This window comes from Paraburkholderia caledonica NBRC 102488, from assembly GCF_000685095.1.
In the GTDB taxonomy this organism is placed as follows: Bacteria; Pseudomonadota; Gammaproteobacteria; order Burkholderiales; family Burkholderiaceae; genus Paraburkholderia; species Paraburkholderia caledonica.
In genome coordinates this window covers 1-16,012 of record NZ_BAYE01000006.1, presented here as the reverse complement: position 1 = coordinate 16,012, position 16,012 = coordinate 1, and the positions used below count along the sequence as shown (strand labels likewise).

Annotated in this window: 14 protein-coding genes; 5 read left to right on the top strand and 9 right to left on the bottom strand. The window is 61.9% G+C overall.

The window, feature by feature from the left end:
* Nucleotides 1-6 precede the first annotated feature (6 nt).
* Nucleotides 7-1,113: an OpgC domain-containing protein gene (locus BCA01S_RS13910; RefSeq protein WP_027777412.1), complete on the bottom strand. Its 1,107-nt coding sequence runs from the start codon at nucleotides 1,111-1,113 to the stop codon at nucleotides 7-9.
* A 540-nt stretch (nucleotides 1,114-1,653) separates the two neighbouring features.
* Here BCA01S_RS13910 and BCA01S_RS13905 point away from each other — a divergent pair.
* Nucleotides 1,654-2,871 carry an acyltransferase family protein gene (locus BCA01S_RS13905; protein ID WP_027777411.1) on the top strand — a complete coding sequence of 406 codons (1,218 nt, stop codon included), beginning with the start codon at nucleotides 1,654-1,656 and terminating at the stop codon, nucleotides 2,869-2,871.
* Nucleotides 2,872-2,945: 74 nt separating this feature from the next.
* The gene (locus tag BCA01S_RS13900; RefSeq protein ID WP_027777410.1) at nucleotides 2,946-3,197 is read left to right on the top strand and encodes a hypothetical protein; all 252 of its coding nucleotides are present in this window, start codon (nucleotides 2,946-2,948) and stop codon (nucleotides 3,195-3,197) included.
* A 19-nt stretch (nucleotides 3,198-3,216) separates the two neighbouring features.
* Here BCA01S_RS13900 and BCA01S_RS13895 read toward each other — a convergent pair whose 3' ends face one another.
* Complete coding sequence (locus tag BCA01S_RS13895) at nucleotides 3,217-5,121, bottom strand: AAA family ATPase (RefSeq protein WP_027777409.1); 1,905 nt, start codon at nucleotides 5,119-5,121, stop codon at nucleotides 3,217-3,219.
* A gap of 525 nt (nucleotides 5,122-5,646) precedes the next feature.
* On the opposite strand from BCA01S_RS13895, the gene BCA01S_RS13890 reads away from it, so the two are divergent.
* The gene (locus BCA01S_RS13890) at nucleotides 5,647-6,270 is read left to right on the top strand and encodes an ABC transporter ATP-binding protein (RefSeq protein ID WP_027777408.1); all 624 of its coding nucleotides are present in this window, start codon (nucleotides 5,647-5,649) and stop codon (nucleotides 6,268-6,270) included.
* 38 nt (nucleotides 6,271-6,308) lie between these two features.
* Here the strand turns inward: BCA01S_RS13890 and BCA01S_RS13885 are convergent, their stop codons facing one another.
* The 3 genes from BCA01S_RS13885 to BCA01S_RS13875 all read right to left on the bottom strand — a co-directional run bounded on the left by BCA01S_RS13885 (nucleotide 6,309) and on the right by BCA01S_RS13875 (nucleotide 10,083).
* Nucleotides 6,309-7,316: a zinc-dependent alcohol dehydrogenase family protein gene (locus BCA01S_RS13885; RefSeq protein ID WP_027777407.1), complete on the bottom strand. Its 1,008-nt coding sequence runs from the start codon at nucleotides 7,314-7,316 to the stop codon at nucleotides 6,309-6,311.
* Nucleotides 7,317-7,436: 120 nt separating this feature from the next.
* A complete protein-coding gene (locus BCA01S_RS13880) occupies nucleotides 7,437-8,396 on the bottom strand; it encodes an O-fucosyltransferase family protein (protein ID WP_027777406.1) in 960 nt (319 codons plus the stop codon).
* A gap of 133 nt (nucleotides 8,397-8,529) precedes the next feature.
* Complete coding sequence (locus tag BCA01S_RS13875; protein ID WP_027777405.1) at nucleotides 8,530-10,083, bottom strand: tetratricopeptide repeat protein; 1,554 nt, start codon at nucleotides 10,081-10,083, stop codon at nucleotides 8,530-8,532.
* A gap of 251 nt (nucleotides 10,084-10,334) precedes the next feature.
* On the opposite strand from BCA01S_RS13875, the gene BCA01S_RS13870 reads away from it, so the two are divergent.
* Both BCA01S_RS13870 and copM read left to right on the top strand, forming a co-directional pair.
* Nucleotides 10,335-10,532 (top strand): heavy-metal-associated domain-containing protein, encoded by a 198-nt coding sequence (locus BCA01S_RS13870; RefSeq protein ID WP_027777404.1) that lies wholly within the window; start codon nucleotides 10,335-10,337, stop codon nucleotides 10,530-10,532.
* Nucleotides 10,533-10,574: 42 nt separating this feature from the next.
* Nucleotides 10,575-10,973: a CopM family metallochaperone gene (copM, locus tag BCA01S_RS13865; RefSeq protein WP_027777403.1), complete on the top strand. Its 399-nt coding sequence runs from the start codon at nucleotides 10,575-10,577 to the stop codon at nucleotides 10,971-10,973.
* Between the two features lie 80 nt (nucleotides 10,974-11,053).
* Here copM and BCA01S_RS13860 read toward each other — a convergent pair whose 3' ends face one another.
* From BCA01S_RS13860 to BCA01S_RS34865, 4 genes are all read right to left on the bottom strand, one after another.
* Nucleotides 11,054-11,524, bottom strand: a complete 471-nt coding sequence (locus BCA01S_RS13860) for a hypothetical protein (protein ID WP_027777402.1) — start codon at nucleotides 11,522-11,524, stop codon at nucleotides 11,054-11,056.
* A gap of 275 nt (nucleotides 11,525-11,799) precedes the next feature.
* Complete coding sequence (gene prpF / locus BCA01S_RS13855; protein WP_027777401.1) at nucleotides 11,800-12,981, bottom strand: 2-methylaconitate cis-trans isomerase PrpF; 1,182 nt, start codon at nucleotides 12,979-12,981, stop codon at nucleotides 11,800-11,802.
* Nucleotides 12,982-13,006: 25 nt separating this feature from the next.
* Nucleotides 13,007-15,604 (bottom strand): Fe/S-dependent 2-methylisocitrate dehydratase AcnD, encoded by a 2,598-nt coding sequence (acnD, locus tag BCA01S_RS13850; protein ID WP_027777400.1) that lies wholly within the window; start codon nucleotides 15,602-15,604, stop codon nucleotides 13,007-13,009.
* Between the two features lie 191 nt (nucleotides 15,605-15,795).
* The coding region (locus tag BCA01S_RS34865; RefSeq protein ID WP_042318629.1) for a citrate/2-methylcitrate synthase at nucleotides 15,796-16,012 on the bottom strand (217 nt) is incomplete at its 5' end.

Sequence of the window (16,012 nt, the reverse complement as noted above, 5' to 3'; positions counted from 1 at the left end):
GCGCCCTCATCCGCAACGCGCGCCGCTCGCAGCCGCACGCAACTGCTGTCCCTTCCAGCCGTGCCAACCGCGCGCAAGCATGAGCAGCGCACCAATGGCGACGAAGTCTCCGGCCAGTCCGACCAACACGCCGCGAAAGCCGTGAAACGTATGCGGCGTTGCTGTGTCCACGATCAACGACACCAGCGTGCCACCGACAAAACATACGAGCCCGGTCCGGCCCACAGTAACCACGGCGGGCAAACGCTGCGCGAGCCGCGCGATGGCGCCCATGCGCACGAGCCGCGCGGCAAGCCAGGCAATGACAATGAAGTTGATCACGCGATCCACGGAAAGATTCTGTTTAAGGGTGCCGGCCAACGGCTGCGTCAGCACGAACAGTTTGACGACGGCAAACGCGAGTACCGCGGCAATGGCGGCACGCGTGAACCAGCGCGCCGCCTCGCCAGCATGAAACTGCTCGCTGATGGGCGCGAGCCGGCACACAATGCCGAGCACGAACATCAGTTGCCATGCAAACGGATTAAAAGCCCACTCGGCCATGTCGTCAATGCTCAATAGCCCGGCCAGCGGCCGCGCGAGCCACCACACAACTGTGCTGAACAGGAGCGCCGTGATGCGCGAGCGCAGCGCCAGAGGCACCACAAGCGGCACGCAGAGCGCAAAGAACAGGTACATCGGCAACACGCTCGACAGGTAGGGCTGCCGTCGCAACACCGCGATTTCGAACGTCTGATGCAGTGGTTGCATGGCGAACGGCGGCCAGCCGGTAAGCTCCACCATCGGGTGGTTCAGTCGCAGAAATGCGAGCGCCGCGCCCGACAGCAGGGTGAGTACTGCCGTCAACAGATAAGCCCGGTAGATTTCCCAGCAGCGTCGCACGAAGCGCAGCTTGGCGGCCCGCTCTCCGCGGGCCGCAACCACCGCTGTGTATGCCGCCGCCGACGCATAGCCGCCGAGGAACACGAACACCTCAGCCGAATCGCACAGTGCGTACGCATGCAGCATCAGATGAGAAAGCGTGCTGCTGGGCATGTGGTCCAGCACGATGACGATCAGCACGACGCCGCGAAAGAAGTCCACTTCGAGGGAGCGTCCGCGGCGAATTTCCATTCGTGTTCTCGCAGGAAAGTTATCCAGCAACGCGTCACGATATCGCCTTCTTGCCGACGCCGTGCGGTCACGTTGTATGTGCTGACAAGCAGCCTGTCATTCGGGCGCCCCGCTGGCAATCTGAAATCCGCTTGTAGGCATGCGGTAAGAGTGATTCGCCGCGCATATGATTTGCAGCAACTTTTGCGGCTTTCATGTGGAACGAGCAAAGACGGCCGACTCGCGTCGCGGAAAAAAATCGGCGCGTCGTACGATGCGATTTTTTTCGCTTTTTTTCATCGTAGGATGAATTCATGCATGACCGTCGGAGTTCGCGCAACCCGCGCGACAAGTATCTCCGCACGGCGGCCACTCATGTGGACCGGACACGCTTGCCCGCCGGACCTGCGTTCGGCGGGCGCGTTGAGCGTCAGTGCGACGCCTTCTTTTTGCCGCTGCTCGTTTGCGTGATCGAGCTTTCATTTGCGCGGCACCGGTCCTTCCATTACCGACCTGAACGGTCGCGCGCCGCGCACCGCCCTCGCATTGGAAGACACTCACATGAACAACAGAATTGCCGGCTTCGACGGACTGCGCGCCATTGCAGTCTTGATGGTCTTTCTGCAACACCGGTTATTCGGCGACATCGGCGAGATAGGCCATCTGGGCGTCTGGATCTTCTTTGCGCTGAGCGGCTTTCTGATCATCCGCATTCTGTCGGCCCAGCGGCAGCGAATCGAGCAAAGCAACAGCGTTTTCGCGGCAGAACTCAAGCGCTTCCTGTTTCGCCGGATGCTGCGAATCTTTCCGATCTACTACCTGATGCTCACGGTGATGAGCGCGTTGATGCTCGTCGGCATGGCGAGTCCGGAGCTCGCGAGCGGCATGCCGTATCACTTTGCCTACCTGTCGAACTTCTGGATCGGCTCAGTGCTGCACTACTGGCCGGGGCGCTACTCGCATTTGTGGAGTCTTGCCATTGAGGAGCAGTTCTATCTCGTGTTCGCACCGCTCCTGTTGCTGCTCGCAGCGCGGCGGCATCTGGCGATATGCACACTGATCGTCGTGACGGGACTGGTTTCGCTTCTGGCGATGCGCGCCGCGCATTGGCAGGAGATCACGATCTACACGCATCCGTTGAGCAACTTCTGGTTGTTGGCGCTCGGCGGATTGGGCGGCTTGATGATTTCGGAGAACGGCGGCGGTGTAGACGGTGCACGCGGTGTGCGCGCCTGGCTCGGACACGGCGCCACGCTGTTTGTTTTAAGCCTTTGTCTCGTGGGCTTTTGTGCAACCGAGCCGGCGTGGAGCGACATCGAGAATCCCTTGCTCTTTACCGTCGTCAGCGGCGCGTATGGGCTGTGTATAGCGGCGCTGGTGTGTTCGATTGCGTGCTGCCGGAATACGGTCGTGCTGGCTCTGCTGGAAGCGCGCTGGCTTGCGGGCCTCGGACGCATCAGCTATGGCTTCTATCTGTATCACAACCTCGTTCCGGACCTCACGCGCAATCATCATGCGCAAGCGCTGTTCGGCGGTGCGGTGCCGCTGTGGGCGCATGTGGCCGGGATTGGGGCGTCGTTTGCGATTTCGCTTGGCTTGGCGGTGCTGTCGTGGCGAATCATCGAAGAACCCATTCTTCGTTTGAAGACGCGGCGTGGCGCCTGGGACAAGGTAGATGCTACGTCGAAGCACGCGGCAACGCCTACGTCCACTTCACCGGAGAAGCAGCATAGCCGGCATGCGTTGACGGACGAGGGAACCGCTTCAGACGCAGCATGAGGTCGCATGACGTCGCACTCATGGCACAGCGGTTGCTGATAGAAGACATGACCGTTACCAACTGGAGATGCGCCGTGGCCACTCAGCCCAATAGCCGGAACGAGCCCGACCAGGACAAATCGGCGGAGCCGGGCGGTCCGCCCACCGAGGTCTCGAAGCCCATTGGCGATGCAATCCCGACACCGGTCGAACCGGGGCTCGACCAGCCTCTGCCGGAAAAAGGCGCAGACCCGCTGCCTGAAGACGACGAAGCCAAGCGCGATCCGTTGGGCGAGACAGAAACGCCTCCCGGCGTTCCACCTCCGGGACCGTCGGACTTCGCGTAGCGCGGTGGTGTCAGGCCGCTCAAGCCGCCTCGGGCTCGTGCACGATCTTCAGCGTGCTCTTATGCTCCTTGATCAGGCGATACACCGTTTCGCCCGGCACCGTTTCCTGCTCGAGAAGTTCGTCTGCAATAGCGCGCAGCACGGGTTCATAGGCGTGCAGCAGGCTATAGCACTGCTCGTTCAACTCCTTGAGCAGCACGTTTGCCTGCTCGATCGCGCCCTTCATCTGCAAACCCGCGTATTGCGAGGGCAATGCGGCGAGGCTAAACAGATTGCCGTCGCTGTTGAAGCCGAACTTCGACACCATGTCGAGGCTGATACGCGACGCTTCCTGCAGATCGGAGGCGGCACCGCTCGATGCTTCAGAAAACGCCAGGATCTCCGCGTTACGGCCGCCGAGCAGGACCTTCACTTCATTGCGAATCTCGGTCTCACGATAAAGATGCTTGTCCTGCGCCTTGGTGATAAGCGCGACGCCCAGTGCGCCGCCACGCGGCAAAATCGTGACCTCCTCGAGTACGCCGGTGCCGAGCAGCGCCGCAACCAGTCCATGCCCGGCTTCATGCACGGCAATACGCGTGCGTTCGTCCTCGGTCAATGCGCGTTCCGCGCCGCTCACGTCGCCGATACGCGCGATCTTGATCGCCTCGATGAAATGCTTCGCCGCGATTTCCGTGTCGCCTGCTTTGCGCGCGACGAGCCCCGCCTGATTGACGACCATCGCGACGGTCGCCGGCGACAAGCCTGTGGTAAGGCGCGCGAGTTGATCGTAGTCGATGTCCGCCGCCTTCGACTTCAGCCTCTCGGCATAGAAACGGAAAATCTTCGCGCGGTCCTCGCGATCGGGCAGGCGAACCTGCACGGTGCGATCGAAACGGCCGGGCCGGCGCAACGCCTCGTCCAGATTGTCCGGATGATTGGTGGCCGCAACGATAATCACACCTTCGTTCGAAGCAAAGCCGTCCATTTCCGCCAGCAACTGATTGATGATGCGGTTGCTCTCCGCTTCGACGGGACCGCCGCCCGTGTCGGTGCGCTTCGCGAGGCCGTCGGCTTCGTCGATGAAGATCACCGTGGGCGCATTCTTGCGCGCCATTTCGAACAGATGCTTGACCTTCTGAATGCCAACGCCGTAATACTTCGCGCTGAAATAGCTGCCGGTGATCGAGATGAAGCTCGCGCCGCATTCCCCTGCCAGCGCCTGCGCGAGCCGCGTTTTGCCCACGCCGGGGCCGCCCACCATCAGGATGCCGCACGGCGCTCGTACGCCCATCGACGTGAATTGCTTCGGATTCGACAGATAGCCGCGAATGTCCGCGAGCGCCGCCTTCGCTTCGCCGGCGCCAATTACGTCGTCGAAGCGCAGCGTGGGCGCCTTGCCGAGCAGCGTCGCGCCGCCGCGCATCTCACGGCGCATGAACCACACCATGCCGCCGATCAGCAGCAACGGCAGCAGCAGGCTGATTACGTCGCGCGTCTGGTCGAAAGCCTGCACCCAGTTCGAGCCGCCTGTGCGGATGTCCGCGTCGGGCAGCCACACGAGTTGGTATGAAGCCGCGTCGCCGTTCTTCGGCTCACCGAGTAACAGCGCGTGCGAGAAGGTCGCGTTGTGGTCGGTCACGAAATATTTGGAGCCGTCGCGCTTCGACACGAGAATCGCACTGGGACTCACACCGATTGCGGCAACCTTCGCATCATGAATGTCGCGCAGCATTTGCGACGCGTCTTTCTCCTCGCGCGTCCAGGCCGACGTGTCGTGGCGCATCTGGTTGGCGACGCCGGTCAGCGCGGGCGCAACCTGCGCGGAGCGCTGCTGGTAATGCCACAAACTGAATGCGAGCGTCAATGCGATGAGCGCCGCTGCCGCCGCAATGACGAATTTGCGCGTGCGTGTTTTCCCAAGCGAATTCTTTCCCGGCTTCATGAGTCACTTCCAAAAACGAGCTCAAGCGAGCCCCGATACATATCGAATTACAGAGGATGAGCGGTTGGGAGAGGAATCGGCAATTGCGACGCCATGCCTGCCTGGAAGAAAGGACACCCAACCATGCGTCCCTTTTTCACCCGCCGCGTATAAGCCAGTATGCCGTGCGGCTGCTTCTTCCAAATCGCAGAAAAGGCCTGTTTCTACCGCTTATCCCGCAGGTTGAGGCTGACGGAAATTGAGGGCGCGAGTGGCGCATGAGTGCGGAAGAAAACTGCTCCGGCGCACAGTTTAGCAGCGCAAAAAAGGCCGCGTATTCTGTAGACCTATCATTTCACCCCGCCCTATTTTTGTGAAGGCGATGCAGTTTGGCGATTACGGGCTAGCGGCTTGGCGATACCGCCGCCAACCCGCGGAAAATCGGAACAATCGTCCGGTTTTTGATAGGCTTTGCCATCCGTCTAAAATCCCGCGCGCGCTCCTCACAATAGGCGTTGCGCGGCGACTCACATTTCACGTCCACTCATGCTTCGTTTCGAAAACCTCAGCAAGCGCTATGGCGGCCGCGTCATCTTTCAGCGACTGTGGCACGACTCTGCCGCAGGCTGCGTGGCGCTCAACGACGAGTCCGGCAGCGGCAAATCGACTTTGCTCGGCATGCTTGCCGGCGTGATCGAGGCTGATGAAGGGCAAATCTGGATCGGCGATCATTCACTGCGCACGGCGCGTGAGGCCGCGCAATCGCTGCTGACGTACGTGCCGGAGGATTGCATGCCGTCGCCTGATCCGACCGGTCGCGAATACCTGCAGCGCGTGGCTTCGGCGAGAGACGCGGTGGTCAGCGACGCGACGCTGGCGCTCGCCGACCGCTTCGGACTCACGCCGCATATGGAAAAGCGCTTTGAACAGATGTCGTTCGGCACGCGCAAGAAGTTTTTTCTGACAGCCGCCGTGATTGGCGAAACGAAAGTGCTGATCGCGGACGAGCCCGTTGGCGGACTCGACGCCGCCGCGCGTGCGGTGCTGGTGGATCTGTTCACGACGCTCGCGCAAACCCGCACCGTGTTCTTCTCCAGCTACGACGAAGCGTTCACCGAAGCATGCGGGGCCAAAGGCGTCACATTCGCAGATCTCGCGCAGCGCGGTTGAGCGTCACCGCGCTGCATGGACGCGCAACCGCGTCGTGCTCAGATCGATACGCAAATCTTTCCAAAGTGTGCGCCCGCCGCTTCGTGCCTGAACGCGTCGCCGAGCTTCGCGAGTTCGAACGTGCTGTCGATTACAGGCTTGATGCCGGTCACTTCGAGCGCGCGGGTCATGTCGCGCTGATCCTGCCGGCTGCCGACAATCAGCCCCTGCAGCCGCTGTTGCCGTGCCATCAGCGCCGCGGTGGGCACCGGGCCCGCGCGTCCCGTCAGCACGCCGATTAGCGCAATGTGGCCGCCTATCCGGCAGGCGGTGATCGACTGCGGCAACGTGCCCGGACCGCCCACTTCGATCACATGATCGACGCCTCGGCCCCCGGTCAATGAGCGCACCGTTTTGCCCCACTCGGGATTCTCGCGGTAGTTGATCGTGTGATCGGCGCCGAGCGCGCGAAGCTTTTCGAGCTTCGCATCCGACGAGGACGTCGCGATCACCGAGGCGCCCATGGCCTTGGCAAGCTGCAAGCCGAAGATCGACACGCCGCCAGTACCGAGCACGAGCACCGTCGCGCCCGGTTTCAACTGACCGTCGACGATCAGCGCGCGCCATGCCGTTAGTCCGGCCGTGGTGAGCGTCGCGGCTTCGGCGTGGCTGTAGCCTTTCGGCGTATGCGTAAAGTAGTGGCTCGGCAGCACGACGACTTCGCGGGCATAGCCGTCAACGCCGTCGCCGGGTGTGGTTTTGAAGTCGCCAATCGTGGGAGTACCGTTCTCCCAGAACGGGAAGAAGCACGACACCACATGGTCGCCCGCCTTGAATTCGCCGACGCCTTCGCCGACGGCCTCGACGACACCCGCACCGTCCGCCATTGGAATACGTCCGGCGTCGGCGGGCAGCACGCCGCTTACGACGCCGTAGTCGTGAAAGTTCAACGAGCTGGCGTGGATACGCACGCGGACCTGGCCCGGGCCTGGCTGTCCCGGATCGTCGATATCGACCAACTGGAGATTGTCGACGCCGGCAGGCGTTCCGATCTTGACGGCTTTCATGTTGCGAGTCCTTTGTGATGTGCTTGGGCGCTCGGCGCGCGGCTTGTCACAAAAGCATATCGCAAGCCGCTCGAGCATGTCGCGAGGTCGGGCAGTCGCGCGGCTTCAGCGACGCAACATTCAAGCCGCTTTGTCGTGCGCCTCCTGCTCGAGCCACAACCGGCTGTCGGGAAACCAGAACGCATCTGGCCGCGGCGGAGCGACGAGCTTGACGGGCAGCGCCGGGTTGAAGATTCGCGACCACGCGGACAGATAAGACGGCGTTTTGACCAGATAGCCGCAGCGCGACAAAAGCAGACTGGAGACCAGCGCTTCGCGACCGACTTCCAGCCCCGGAAAGCCGCTGAAATGAACCGGCGTCGCACCGTTCGCGAGCAATCTCGCGGGCGCGACGCTCACCGGCTTGCTGAACGGCCACGCGACGAAGTAGTCGACAAAGGCCTGTTCGTCGCTTGAAATGAAAACGTGGTTCAAACACGGATTTTCCGCCAGCGTCGTTTCGACGTGGCGGCAAAAGTCTTTCCACGAAACGGGAACCGCTTCGAGCGTTTTGTCAGTGCCTCTGAAGTGCGCGCCCAGTGTGAAGGCGCCGATGCCGAGCTGCTCGCAGACTGCATCCACCTGCCGAAGGATATGCTGCGCCGGCCGATAGTATGCAAAGAACAGTTCACTCGCGCTGCCGAGTTCCAGCACGTGCTCGTAACGTTGCCGGAAGCCCAACTGCACGAGGTCACGAACCGTCGAAGTCCTGAGCTTGCGCGCGAGAGGCAAGGCAGCCGGAGCGCGTACCGGTTCGAAGAACGCGGAGAACCAGTCGACCTTTCCATCGGCATCGCCATACAGGCCGCCGCGAGCGCTGATGCGCGGCGTCAGGCATTTTTCCTCACAAAACATGAGGATGAACAACACCATTTGCATGACGGAGAAAAAGCCGGAGTTCTCCTTGATCTCGATTGCAAAGACGCCCCGGTTGAGGCGCTGCATCGCATGCAGCGATATGCGTCGAGGCATGGCGACGGAATGCTTGAATCGCTCGCTCCGACGGATCTGTTTTGCCCTGTCGACGACTTTTCTCAACATGCCCGGCCCCTCTTGATCGATTATTTTGGCAAACGGCACCCGCCTTACCGGCGAGAGAAACCACAACACGACAGCGCCCGAGCTTAGCACCCCGAACTCACCATTCAGTAAATCCGGCGCGGCTTTGAGTTAGCTAGCGCACAAAGGAACGGTAAGTTATGCCCGGTTCATAACGCTGCTTCAATTGCGCCGCGACGCGCTCGATGACTTCGTCCCAATTGCCCCGTTGCGGTTGCGTGAAAATGCGCACCGTCGGATACCACGGGCTGTCGTCGCGATTGCGCAGCCACCGCCAGCAACCGGCAAAACGATTCAGCAGCCAGACCGGCTTGCCCATTGCCGCTGCCAGATGAGCGACCGACGTATCGACCGAAATGACGAGGTCCAGGTTGTCGATGATCGCGGCAGTGTCCGCAAAGTCCGACACGTCGTCCATCCAGTCGGTGAGATACGCTTTTGTCGAGGGGTTCGCACGCTTTGCGAGGTCGTCGGCTTTCTGCAAGCTGATCCAGCGAATCCGCGACAAGGAAAGCAATGGCGCGAACTGCGCCGATGTCAGGCTGCGCGCGCGATCTTCGGTGAGCCCGGAGTGGCCGCCGGCCCATACGACACCGACGCGCGGCAGGTCCGGCCGCGACAACGCCCCGAGTCTTGCACGCCACTCTGCGGAACGCTGCGGCTCTGCGCGCAGATACGCCTCGGCCGGAATGTTGTCGAGGCGCGTGCCGAATGCGAGGGGCAACGACATCAACGAACATTGCCAGTCCCACTCTTTGGCATCAGGCATGACGTCGTCGAGCATGACGAGGCCCGGCCAGCGCGCACACAACGACTCTTCATATAGCCGCCGCAGCGACGGCGGGCAGATGTAGCCCACCTGGGCAAAACGTTCGAGTGCGAGCGGCAGATAACGCACGAATTGCAAGCTGTCGCCGTGACCTTGCTCCGGCAGAACGAGCAGGCGCGCGCCGCCCGCCACGCCGGCATCCTCGCCCTTCCATTGCGGCCATGGGAGTTCCGGCCGCTGCGATACGGGCTGCCCGTCGGCATCGACGAAATTGGCCCAACGGTCTTCAAAGTACGGCCACGCTTCTTCGTATCGGCCCGCTGCCAGCAGCACCTGACTGAGACTTGCACGGGCGCCGCGATTGGACGGGTCTAACGTCATGGCGTGCCTGAGGTGCTGCTCGGCCTTGCTCAACGAGCCCAGGTCTTTCACGACGACGCCCAAGTTAGCGTGCGCTTGCACATAGTCCGGCTTCAGTTCGATCAACCTGCGATAGACTGCTGCCGCCTCTTCCGCACGCCCTTGCAACTGCAGCGCGACGCCGAGGTAATAGTGAAGCGAAATCGAATCCGGCTGATACGTGAGCCCCGCGCTGGCAGTTTGCACAATGCTCGCGAACGCGCGCAGCCTGATCTGGACGAGGCACAACATATCGAAGAACGGCGGCTGCGGCTCGACTTCTACCGCCCGCTCGATCCAGCGTTGCGCCAAGGGCAGCTGGTCCAGTGCGAGCGCCACCAGTCCGCGCGAGTAAAGCGCGGCCGCGTGCGTCGAATCATGCACAATGATTCGATCGAGAAGCGCCTGCGCCGTGTCGAAGCGACCTGCGAGGCGTGCTTCTTCCGCTTCGTTGAACCAGAGCGAAATGGCTTGGGGTGAAACAGGGGACTGGTTTTGCATGAGCGCGCGAGTGAGTCTGCGTGGATGAATCGTGAGGCCTCGACTGGTGCAGGCTGCGAACGCTGGCCTGCGCTTGAGGTCACGCCGATTATCGACGGCTCAGGCGAGCGCCTGTGTAGGACCGTTCCCAATGAAGGGCACAGATTGGCGTCAGCGGTAAAAGTAAAGACGCATGCTCGCAGGCTTGACCTTACCGCCGTGGGAAGGTCCAAGATCGTCTTGAGGCTTGTCTCAGGAGATTGGAAATGAAATTGGAATTAGCCGTTCCGGATATGTCTTGCGGTGGATGCGCAAACGCGATTGCTCGCGCGATTGCCGGTCTTGACCCGGCTGCCGCGGTCGACATCGACGTGTCCAAGAAGATGGTCAAGGTCGCGTCGACGCTGACACCAACGCAACTCACGGAAGCAATCGCGGCGGCGGGATTTCATCCGTCGGTGAGAGACTGATAGCCACGCGTCGCTCGAACAACTTTTTAATGGGAATCAACTATGAAGAAACTTCGCGCTTTTCGTGCATTGTGCGTGTTCGGCGGCGTGGCATGCGCCGTCGCCACCGCGCCTGTTCACGCGCAACACACGGCCTCCATGCCCGGCATGGACATGTCTTCGTCAGCCGGTGCGGCTTCCGGCGACTCGACGCCGGCATTCAAAGCCGCCGACGAAAAGATGATGAAAGACATGAGCGCGCCGACCTACACGGGGGACGCCGATAAGGACTTCGTCGCGCACATGATCCCGCACCACCAGGGCGCGATAGACATGGCGCAGGTCGAACTCAAGTACGGCAAAGACCCGGAGTTGAAGCGCCTGGCGAGAAACATCATCAAGGCGCAGCATGACGAAATCGCCTTCATGCAACGCTGGCAGGCCAAACACGGGGCGAAGTAAGGCTGCGAAGGCAACGTGTGGTTAGACGGACACCAGCACGGAGAACGGCGGCCTTCGGTCGCCGGCAACGCTGTGTGTATTCAATGGCGTGTGACGTCGGGGTCGGGGCCGGGTCCGGCTTCCACCTCGTCGCTTGACGCTTCATCGACGCAAGCGGTTTCTTGCGGACCTGTGCTCATGCCCGGCACCCGCGACGCGAGCTCCTTTGCTTCCTGAAGCAGGCGCGCCGCCCGGCTCGCCGTGATGCGCTTCTTAGCCACTCCTTTTGCATCGAGTGCGATCACCTGGAAGAGTTCGCGGTCACACGCAAGCTCCTGCTGATATTGCTCGCCGGTGCTGATGAGCAATTCCAGCATGGTCTGCTGCCGGCGGCGCTCGTCAATCGTGACGGCAGGATTCCTACATATCGTGGACGCGAGCGTGATCAACGAGTCGAGCTTGCTCATCTGCCGGTCACAGAGATGGAAAGCCGAGAGCGCAAGCTTTTCGTACTGGAGAGCGTCGACGGGCGGCCGAGAATCGGCTTGCGATCGGCGTTTATTCTTACTCATTGTGCGATCTCGCTAAGACTTCAGTAGGTCGGCGGGCATTCGGTTGAGATGGGCAACACAGCCCAGCAGAGGCAGACGCATGCCTCATGTGTGCGGATGCGTGGTTACGATCACAGCGTCCAGAACTGACCGTTGAGTGTTTCTTGATGGCCCGGGGATTATAACCAGTGCAAAGCCACGCACGTTCAACCGGGTGCGCTAAAAGTCCGAGTCCGAGTCCCAGTCAGAGTCCGTATTCGACGCGACGCATCCGGCCAGCACCGGAGCGCCTCTCCCTACCCTTGCACCCTGACCCAACCCTCCATCAAAACCCTCGCACTGCGACTCATCACCGCCTTCCTGACCACCCACTCGCCACCGACAACTGCCGCCTCCGCCCCCACCCGCAGCGTCCCCGACGGATGCCCGAACCTCACAGCTTCACGCTCGCCGCCGCCAGCCGCCAGATTCACCAACGTTCCCGGAATCGCCGCCGCAGTACCGATCGCCACCGCGGCCGTGCCCATCATCGCGTGATGCAGCTTGCCCATCGACATCGCGCGAACCAGCAGATCCACGTCGCCCGAGCCGATCCGCTTGCCGCTCGACGACACGTAGTCGGCCGGCTTCGCCACGAACGCAATCTTCGGCGTGTGCTGGCGCGTCGCGATTTCGTCCAGATGCTTGATCAACCCCATGCGCAATGCGCCGTGTGCGCGAATCGTCTCGAACATTGCGAGCGCCTTTTCGTCGCTATTGATGGCGTCCTGCAACTCCGTGCCGTTGTACCCGATCGCCTCGGCGTTCACGAAAATCGTCGGGATGCCGGCGTTGATCATGGTCGCCTTGAGCGTGCCGACACCCGGCACCTCGAGATCGTCGACGAGATTGCCGGTCGGGAACATCGAGCCGCCGGCGCCGTCTTCTTCCGCGGCGGGGTCCATGAATTCGAGCTGCACTTCCGCCGCCGGAAAAGTCACGCCGTCCAGTTCGAAGTCGCCCGTTTCCTGCACTGCGCCGTCGGTCATCGGCACGTGCGCGATGATCGTCTTGCCGATGTTCGCCTGCCAGATCCGCACGGTCGACACGCCGTCGCGCGGAATCCGGTTAGCCTCGACCAACCCCGCGCTGATCGCGAACGGGCCCACTGCAGCAGAGAGATTGCCGCAATTGCCGCTCCAGTCGACAAACGGCTTGTCTATCGACACCTGTCCGAACAGGTAGTCCACATCGTGATCGGGCTTGCTGCTTTTAGCGATGATCACCGTCTTGCTCGTGCTCGACGTGGCGCCGCCCATGCCGTCGATCTGCTTGCCGTAAGGGTCTGGGCTACCGATTACGCGCAGCAGCAGCGCGTCGCGCGCGGCGCCGGGCATTTGCGCCGCATCGGGCAAGTCCTGCAAGCGGAAGAAGACGCCTTTGCTCGTGCCGCCACGCATGTAAGTGGCCGGAATTCTGATCTGCGGTTTATGCGCCATGAAACAGTGTCCTGAACGATATTGATTAAGCCGCCGCCTTCGACGACTCCAGAAAGTCCTGCGCAAAACGCTGCAGCACGCCACCGGCCTCGTAGATGGAAAGCTCTTCGGCCGTGTCGAGCCGGCAGGTCACCGGCACCTCGACGCGCTCACCGCTTCGGCGATGAATCACCAGCGTCAGATCCGTGCGCGGCTTGCGCTCGCCGATTACGTCGAAGGTTTCGGTGCCGTCGATTGCCAGCGTGATGCGGTTCACGCCCGGCTTGAATTCGAGCGGCAACACGCCCATGCCGACAAGATTCGTGCGGTGAATCCGTTCGAATCCTTCGGCGACAATCGCTTCCGCGCCGGCAAGACGCACGCCCTTCGCCGCCCAGTCACGCGACGACCCCTGGCCATAGTCCGCTCCGGCGATCACGATCAGCGGCTGCTTGCGCTCCATATACGTTTCGATCGCTTCCCACATACGCGTGATCTTGCCCTCCGGCTCGATGCGCGCAAACGAACCGGCCTTCACCTTGCCGTCTTCGATCACCATCTCGTTCCTGAGCGTCGGGTTCGCGAACGTGGCGCGCTGCGCCGTCAGGTGATCGCCGCGATGCGTCGCATACGAATTGAAGTCTTCTTCGGGCAACCCCATTTTCGTCAGGTATTCACCTGCTGCGCTGTCCGGCAAGATTGCATTCGATGGCGACAGGTGGTCGGTCGTAATGTTGTCGCCGAGCACGGCGAGCGCACGCATGCCCTGCAGCGTGCGCTCGCCCGCAAGCGCGCCTTCCCAATACGGCGGACGGCGAATGTACGTGCTCATCGGACGCCAGTCGTAAAGCGGGTTCGCTTTCTCCTGTGTGTCCACCGAGACCGCGAACATCGGCTCGTAGACTTTGCGGAATTGCTCGGGCTTGACGCTCGAAGCCACGATTGCGTCGACTTCTTCGTCCGACGGCCAGATGTCCTTCAGTGTCACGTTATTGCCATCGGCATCGACACCGAGCACATCCTTCTCGATGTCGAAGCGAATCGTGCCCGCAATCGCATAAGCCACCACCAGCGGCGGCGATGCAAGAAACGCCTGCTTCGCGAACGGATGAATGCGGCCGTCGAAATTGCGGTTGCCCGACAGCACAGCAGTTGCATACAGGTCGCGCTCCACGATCTCCTCCTGGATCGCCGGGTCGAGCGCGCCGGACATGCCGTTGCACGATGTGCACGCATACGCGACGACGCCGAAGCCAAGCCTTTCGAGTTCGGGCAGCAAGCCGGCTTCTTCCAGATACAACGTGACGGCTTTCGAGCCGGGCGCGAGCGATGTCTTCGCCCACGGCTTGCGCGTGAGCCCGCGCCGGTTCGCGTTACGCGCGAGCAGGCCGGCGGCGATCATGTTGCGCGGATTGTTGGTGTTCGTGCAGCTCGTGATCGCCGCGATGATCACCGCGCCGTCCGGCATCAAGCCCGGCTCGTTCTCGACCTTGCCGCTGATGCCGCGCGCAGCCAGTTCGGAAACCGGCAAGCGCCGGTGCGGATTCGACGGCCCGGCGAGCGTGCGCACGACCGTTGACAGATCGAACTTCAGCACGCGCTCGTACTCGGCATGCGTGAGGCTGTCGGCCCACAAGCCGGCTTCTTTTGCGTACGTTTCGACGAGCTTCACGAGTTCGTCGTCGCGGCCGGTGAGCTTCAGGTACTTGATGGTCTGCTCGTCGATATAGAACATGGCGGCCGTCGCGCCGAATTCGGGCGCCATGTTCGCAATCGTCGCGCGGTCGCCGAGCGTGAGCTTCGCCGTACCCTCGCCGAAGAATTCAAGGTATGCGCCGACAACTTTTTCCTTGCGCAGAAATTCGGTCAGCGAGAGCACGACGTCGGTTGCCGTAATGCCTTCAGCAGGCTTACCCGTCAACTCCACGCCGACGATATCCGGCAGACGCATATACGACGCGCGGCCCAGCATCACACTTTCCGCTTCCAGCCCGCCGACGCCTATCGCGATCACGCCGAGCGCGTCGACCATCGGCGTGTGCGAGTCCGTGCCCACCAGCGTATCGGGAAACGCGACGCCGTCGTTCACCTGCACGACCGGACTCATGCGTTCGAGGTTGATCTGATGCAGGATGCCGTTGCCCGGCGGAATCACGTCGACGTTCCGGAACGCCCGCTTCGTCCAGTTGATGAAATCGAAGCGGTCTTCATTGCGGCGGTCTTCTATCGCCCGGTTCTTCGCGAACGCGTCCGGGTCGAAGCCGCCGCACTCCACGGCAAGCGAGTGATCCACGACGAGTTGCGTCGGCACCACCGGATTGACCAGCGCGGGGTCGCCGCCTTGCGCGGCGATCGCGTCGCGCAAACCGGCGAGATCGACCAGCGCGGTCTGGCCGAGAATGTCGTGACATACCACGCGCGCCGGAAACCACGGGAAATCCAGCTCGCGCTTGCGTTCCACGATCTGTTTCAACGACGCGACGAGCGTCACCGGATCGCAGCGCCGCACGAGATTTTCGGCAAGCACGCGCGACGTGTACGGCAGCTTGTCGTATGCGCCGGCCTGGATTGCGTCGACGGCGGCGCGCGCATCGAAGAAATCAAGCTGGGTGCCGGGAAGGCGTTTGCGGTAGGCAGTATTCATGGCGTGGGGGACCAACAGTAATGATGCGGGAACAAGGGCGGCGGCCATCGCATTGAGCGGGCGTTTTTAACGGCGCGTTCCTGCCTGCGTGAAGCAATCGGTCTAGTGTAGCTCGCTACGGCAAAGAGCGGCCCTGGCTCGGGGTATCAGCGAGCCAAGGTCCATGTGCTTGCGCGAGGGCTCTGACGGCGTTAGCCGCGCTTCGCGAGCGGCACAAACGGCAGATCGTCGGGTCCGGTGTAATTCGCACTCGGACGAATGATCTTGTTGTCGATCCGCTGCTCGATGATGTGCGCGCTCCAGCCAGCCGTGCGTGCAATGACGAATAGCGGCGTGAACATCGCCGTGGGCACGCCCATCATGTGATACGACACGGCGCTGAACCAGTCCAGGTTGGGGAACATCTTT

What these genes read in the sequence shown, in the direction of transcription:
- BCA01S_RS13910 (WP_027777412.1), bottom strand. Translation starts at nt 1,113, where the DNA reads ATGGAAATTCGCCGCGGACGCTCCCTCGAAGTGGACTTCTTTCGCGGC.
- prpF (WP_027777401.1), bottom strand. Translation starts at nt 12,981, where the DNA reads ATGGCGCATAAACCGCAGATCAGAATTCCGGCCACTTACATGCGTGGC.
- BCA01S_RS13875 (WP_027777405.1), bottom strand. Translation starts at nt 10,083, where the DNA reads ATGCAAAACCAGTCCCCTGTTTCACCCCAAGCCATTTCGCTCTGGTTC.
- BCA01S_RS13895 (WP_027777409.1), bottom strand. Translation starts at nt 5,121, where the DNA reads ATGAAGCCGGGAAAGAATTCGCTTGGGAAAACACGCACGCGCAAATTC.
- BCA01S_RS13885 (WP_027777407.1), bottom strand. Translation starts at nt 7,316, where the DNA reads ATGAAAGCCGTCAAGATCGGAACGCCTGCCGGCGTCGACAATCTCCAG.
- BCA01S_RS13905 (WP_027777411.1), top strand. Translation starts at nt 1,654, where the DNA reads ATGAACAACAGAATTGCCGGCTTCGACGGACTGCGCGCCATTGCAGTC.
- acnD (WP_027777400.1), bottom strand. Translation starts at nt 15,604, where the DNA reads ATGAATACTGCCTACCGCAAACGCCTTCCCGGCACCCAGCTTGATTTC.
- copM (WP_027777403.1), top strand. Translation starts at nt 10,575, where the DNA reads ATGAAGAAACTTCGCGCTTTTCGTGCATTGTGCGTGTTCGGCGGCGTG.
- BCA01S_RS13880 (WP_027777406.1), bottom strand. Translation starts at nt 8,396, where the DNA reads ATGTTGAGAAAAGTCGTCGACAGGGCAAAACAGATCCGTCGGAGCGAG.
- BCA01S_RS13890 (WP_027777408.1), top strand. Translation starts at nt 5,647, where the DNA reads ATGCTTCGTTTCGAAAACCTCAGCAAGCGCTATGGCGGCCGCGTCATC.
- BCA01S_RS13860 (WP_027777402.1), bottom strand. Translation starts at nt 11,524, where the DNA reads ATGAGTAAGAATAAACGCCGATCGCAAGCCGATTCTCGGCCGCCCGTC.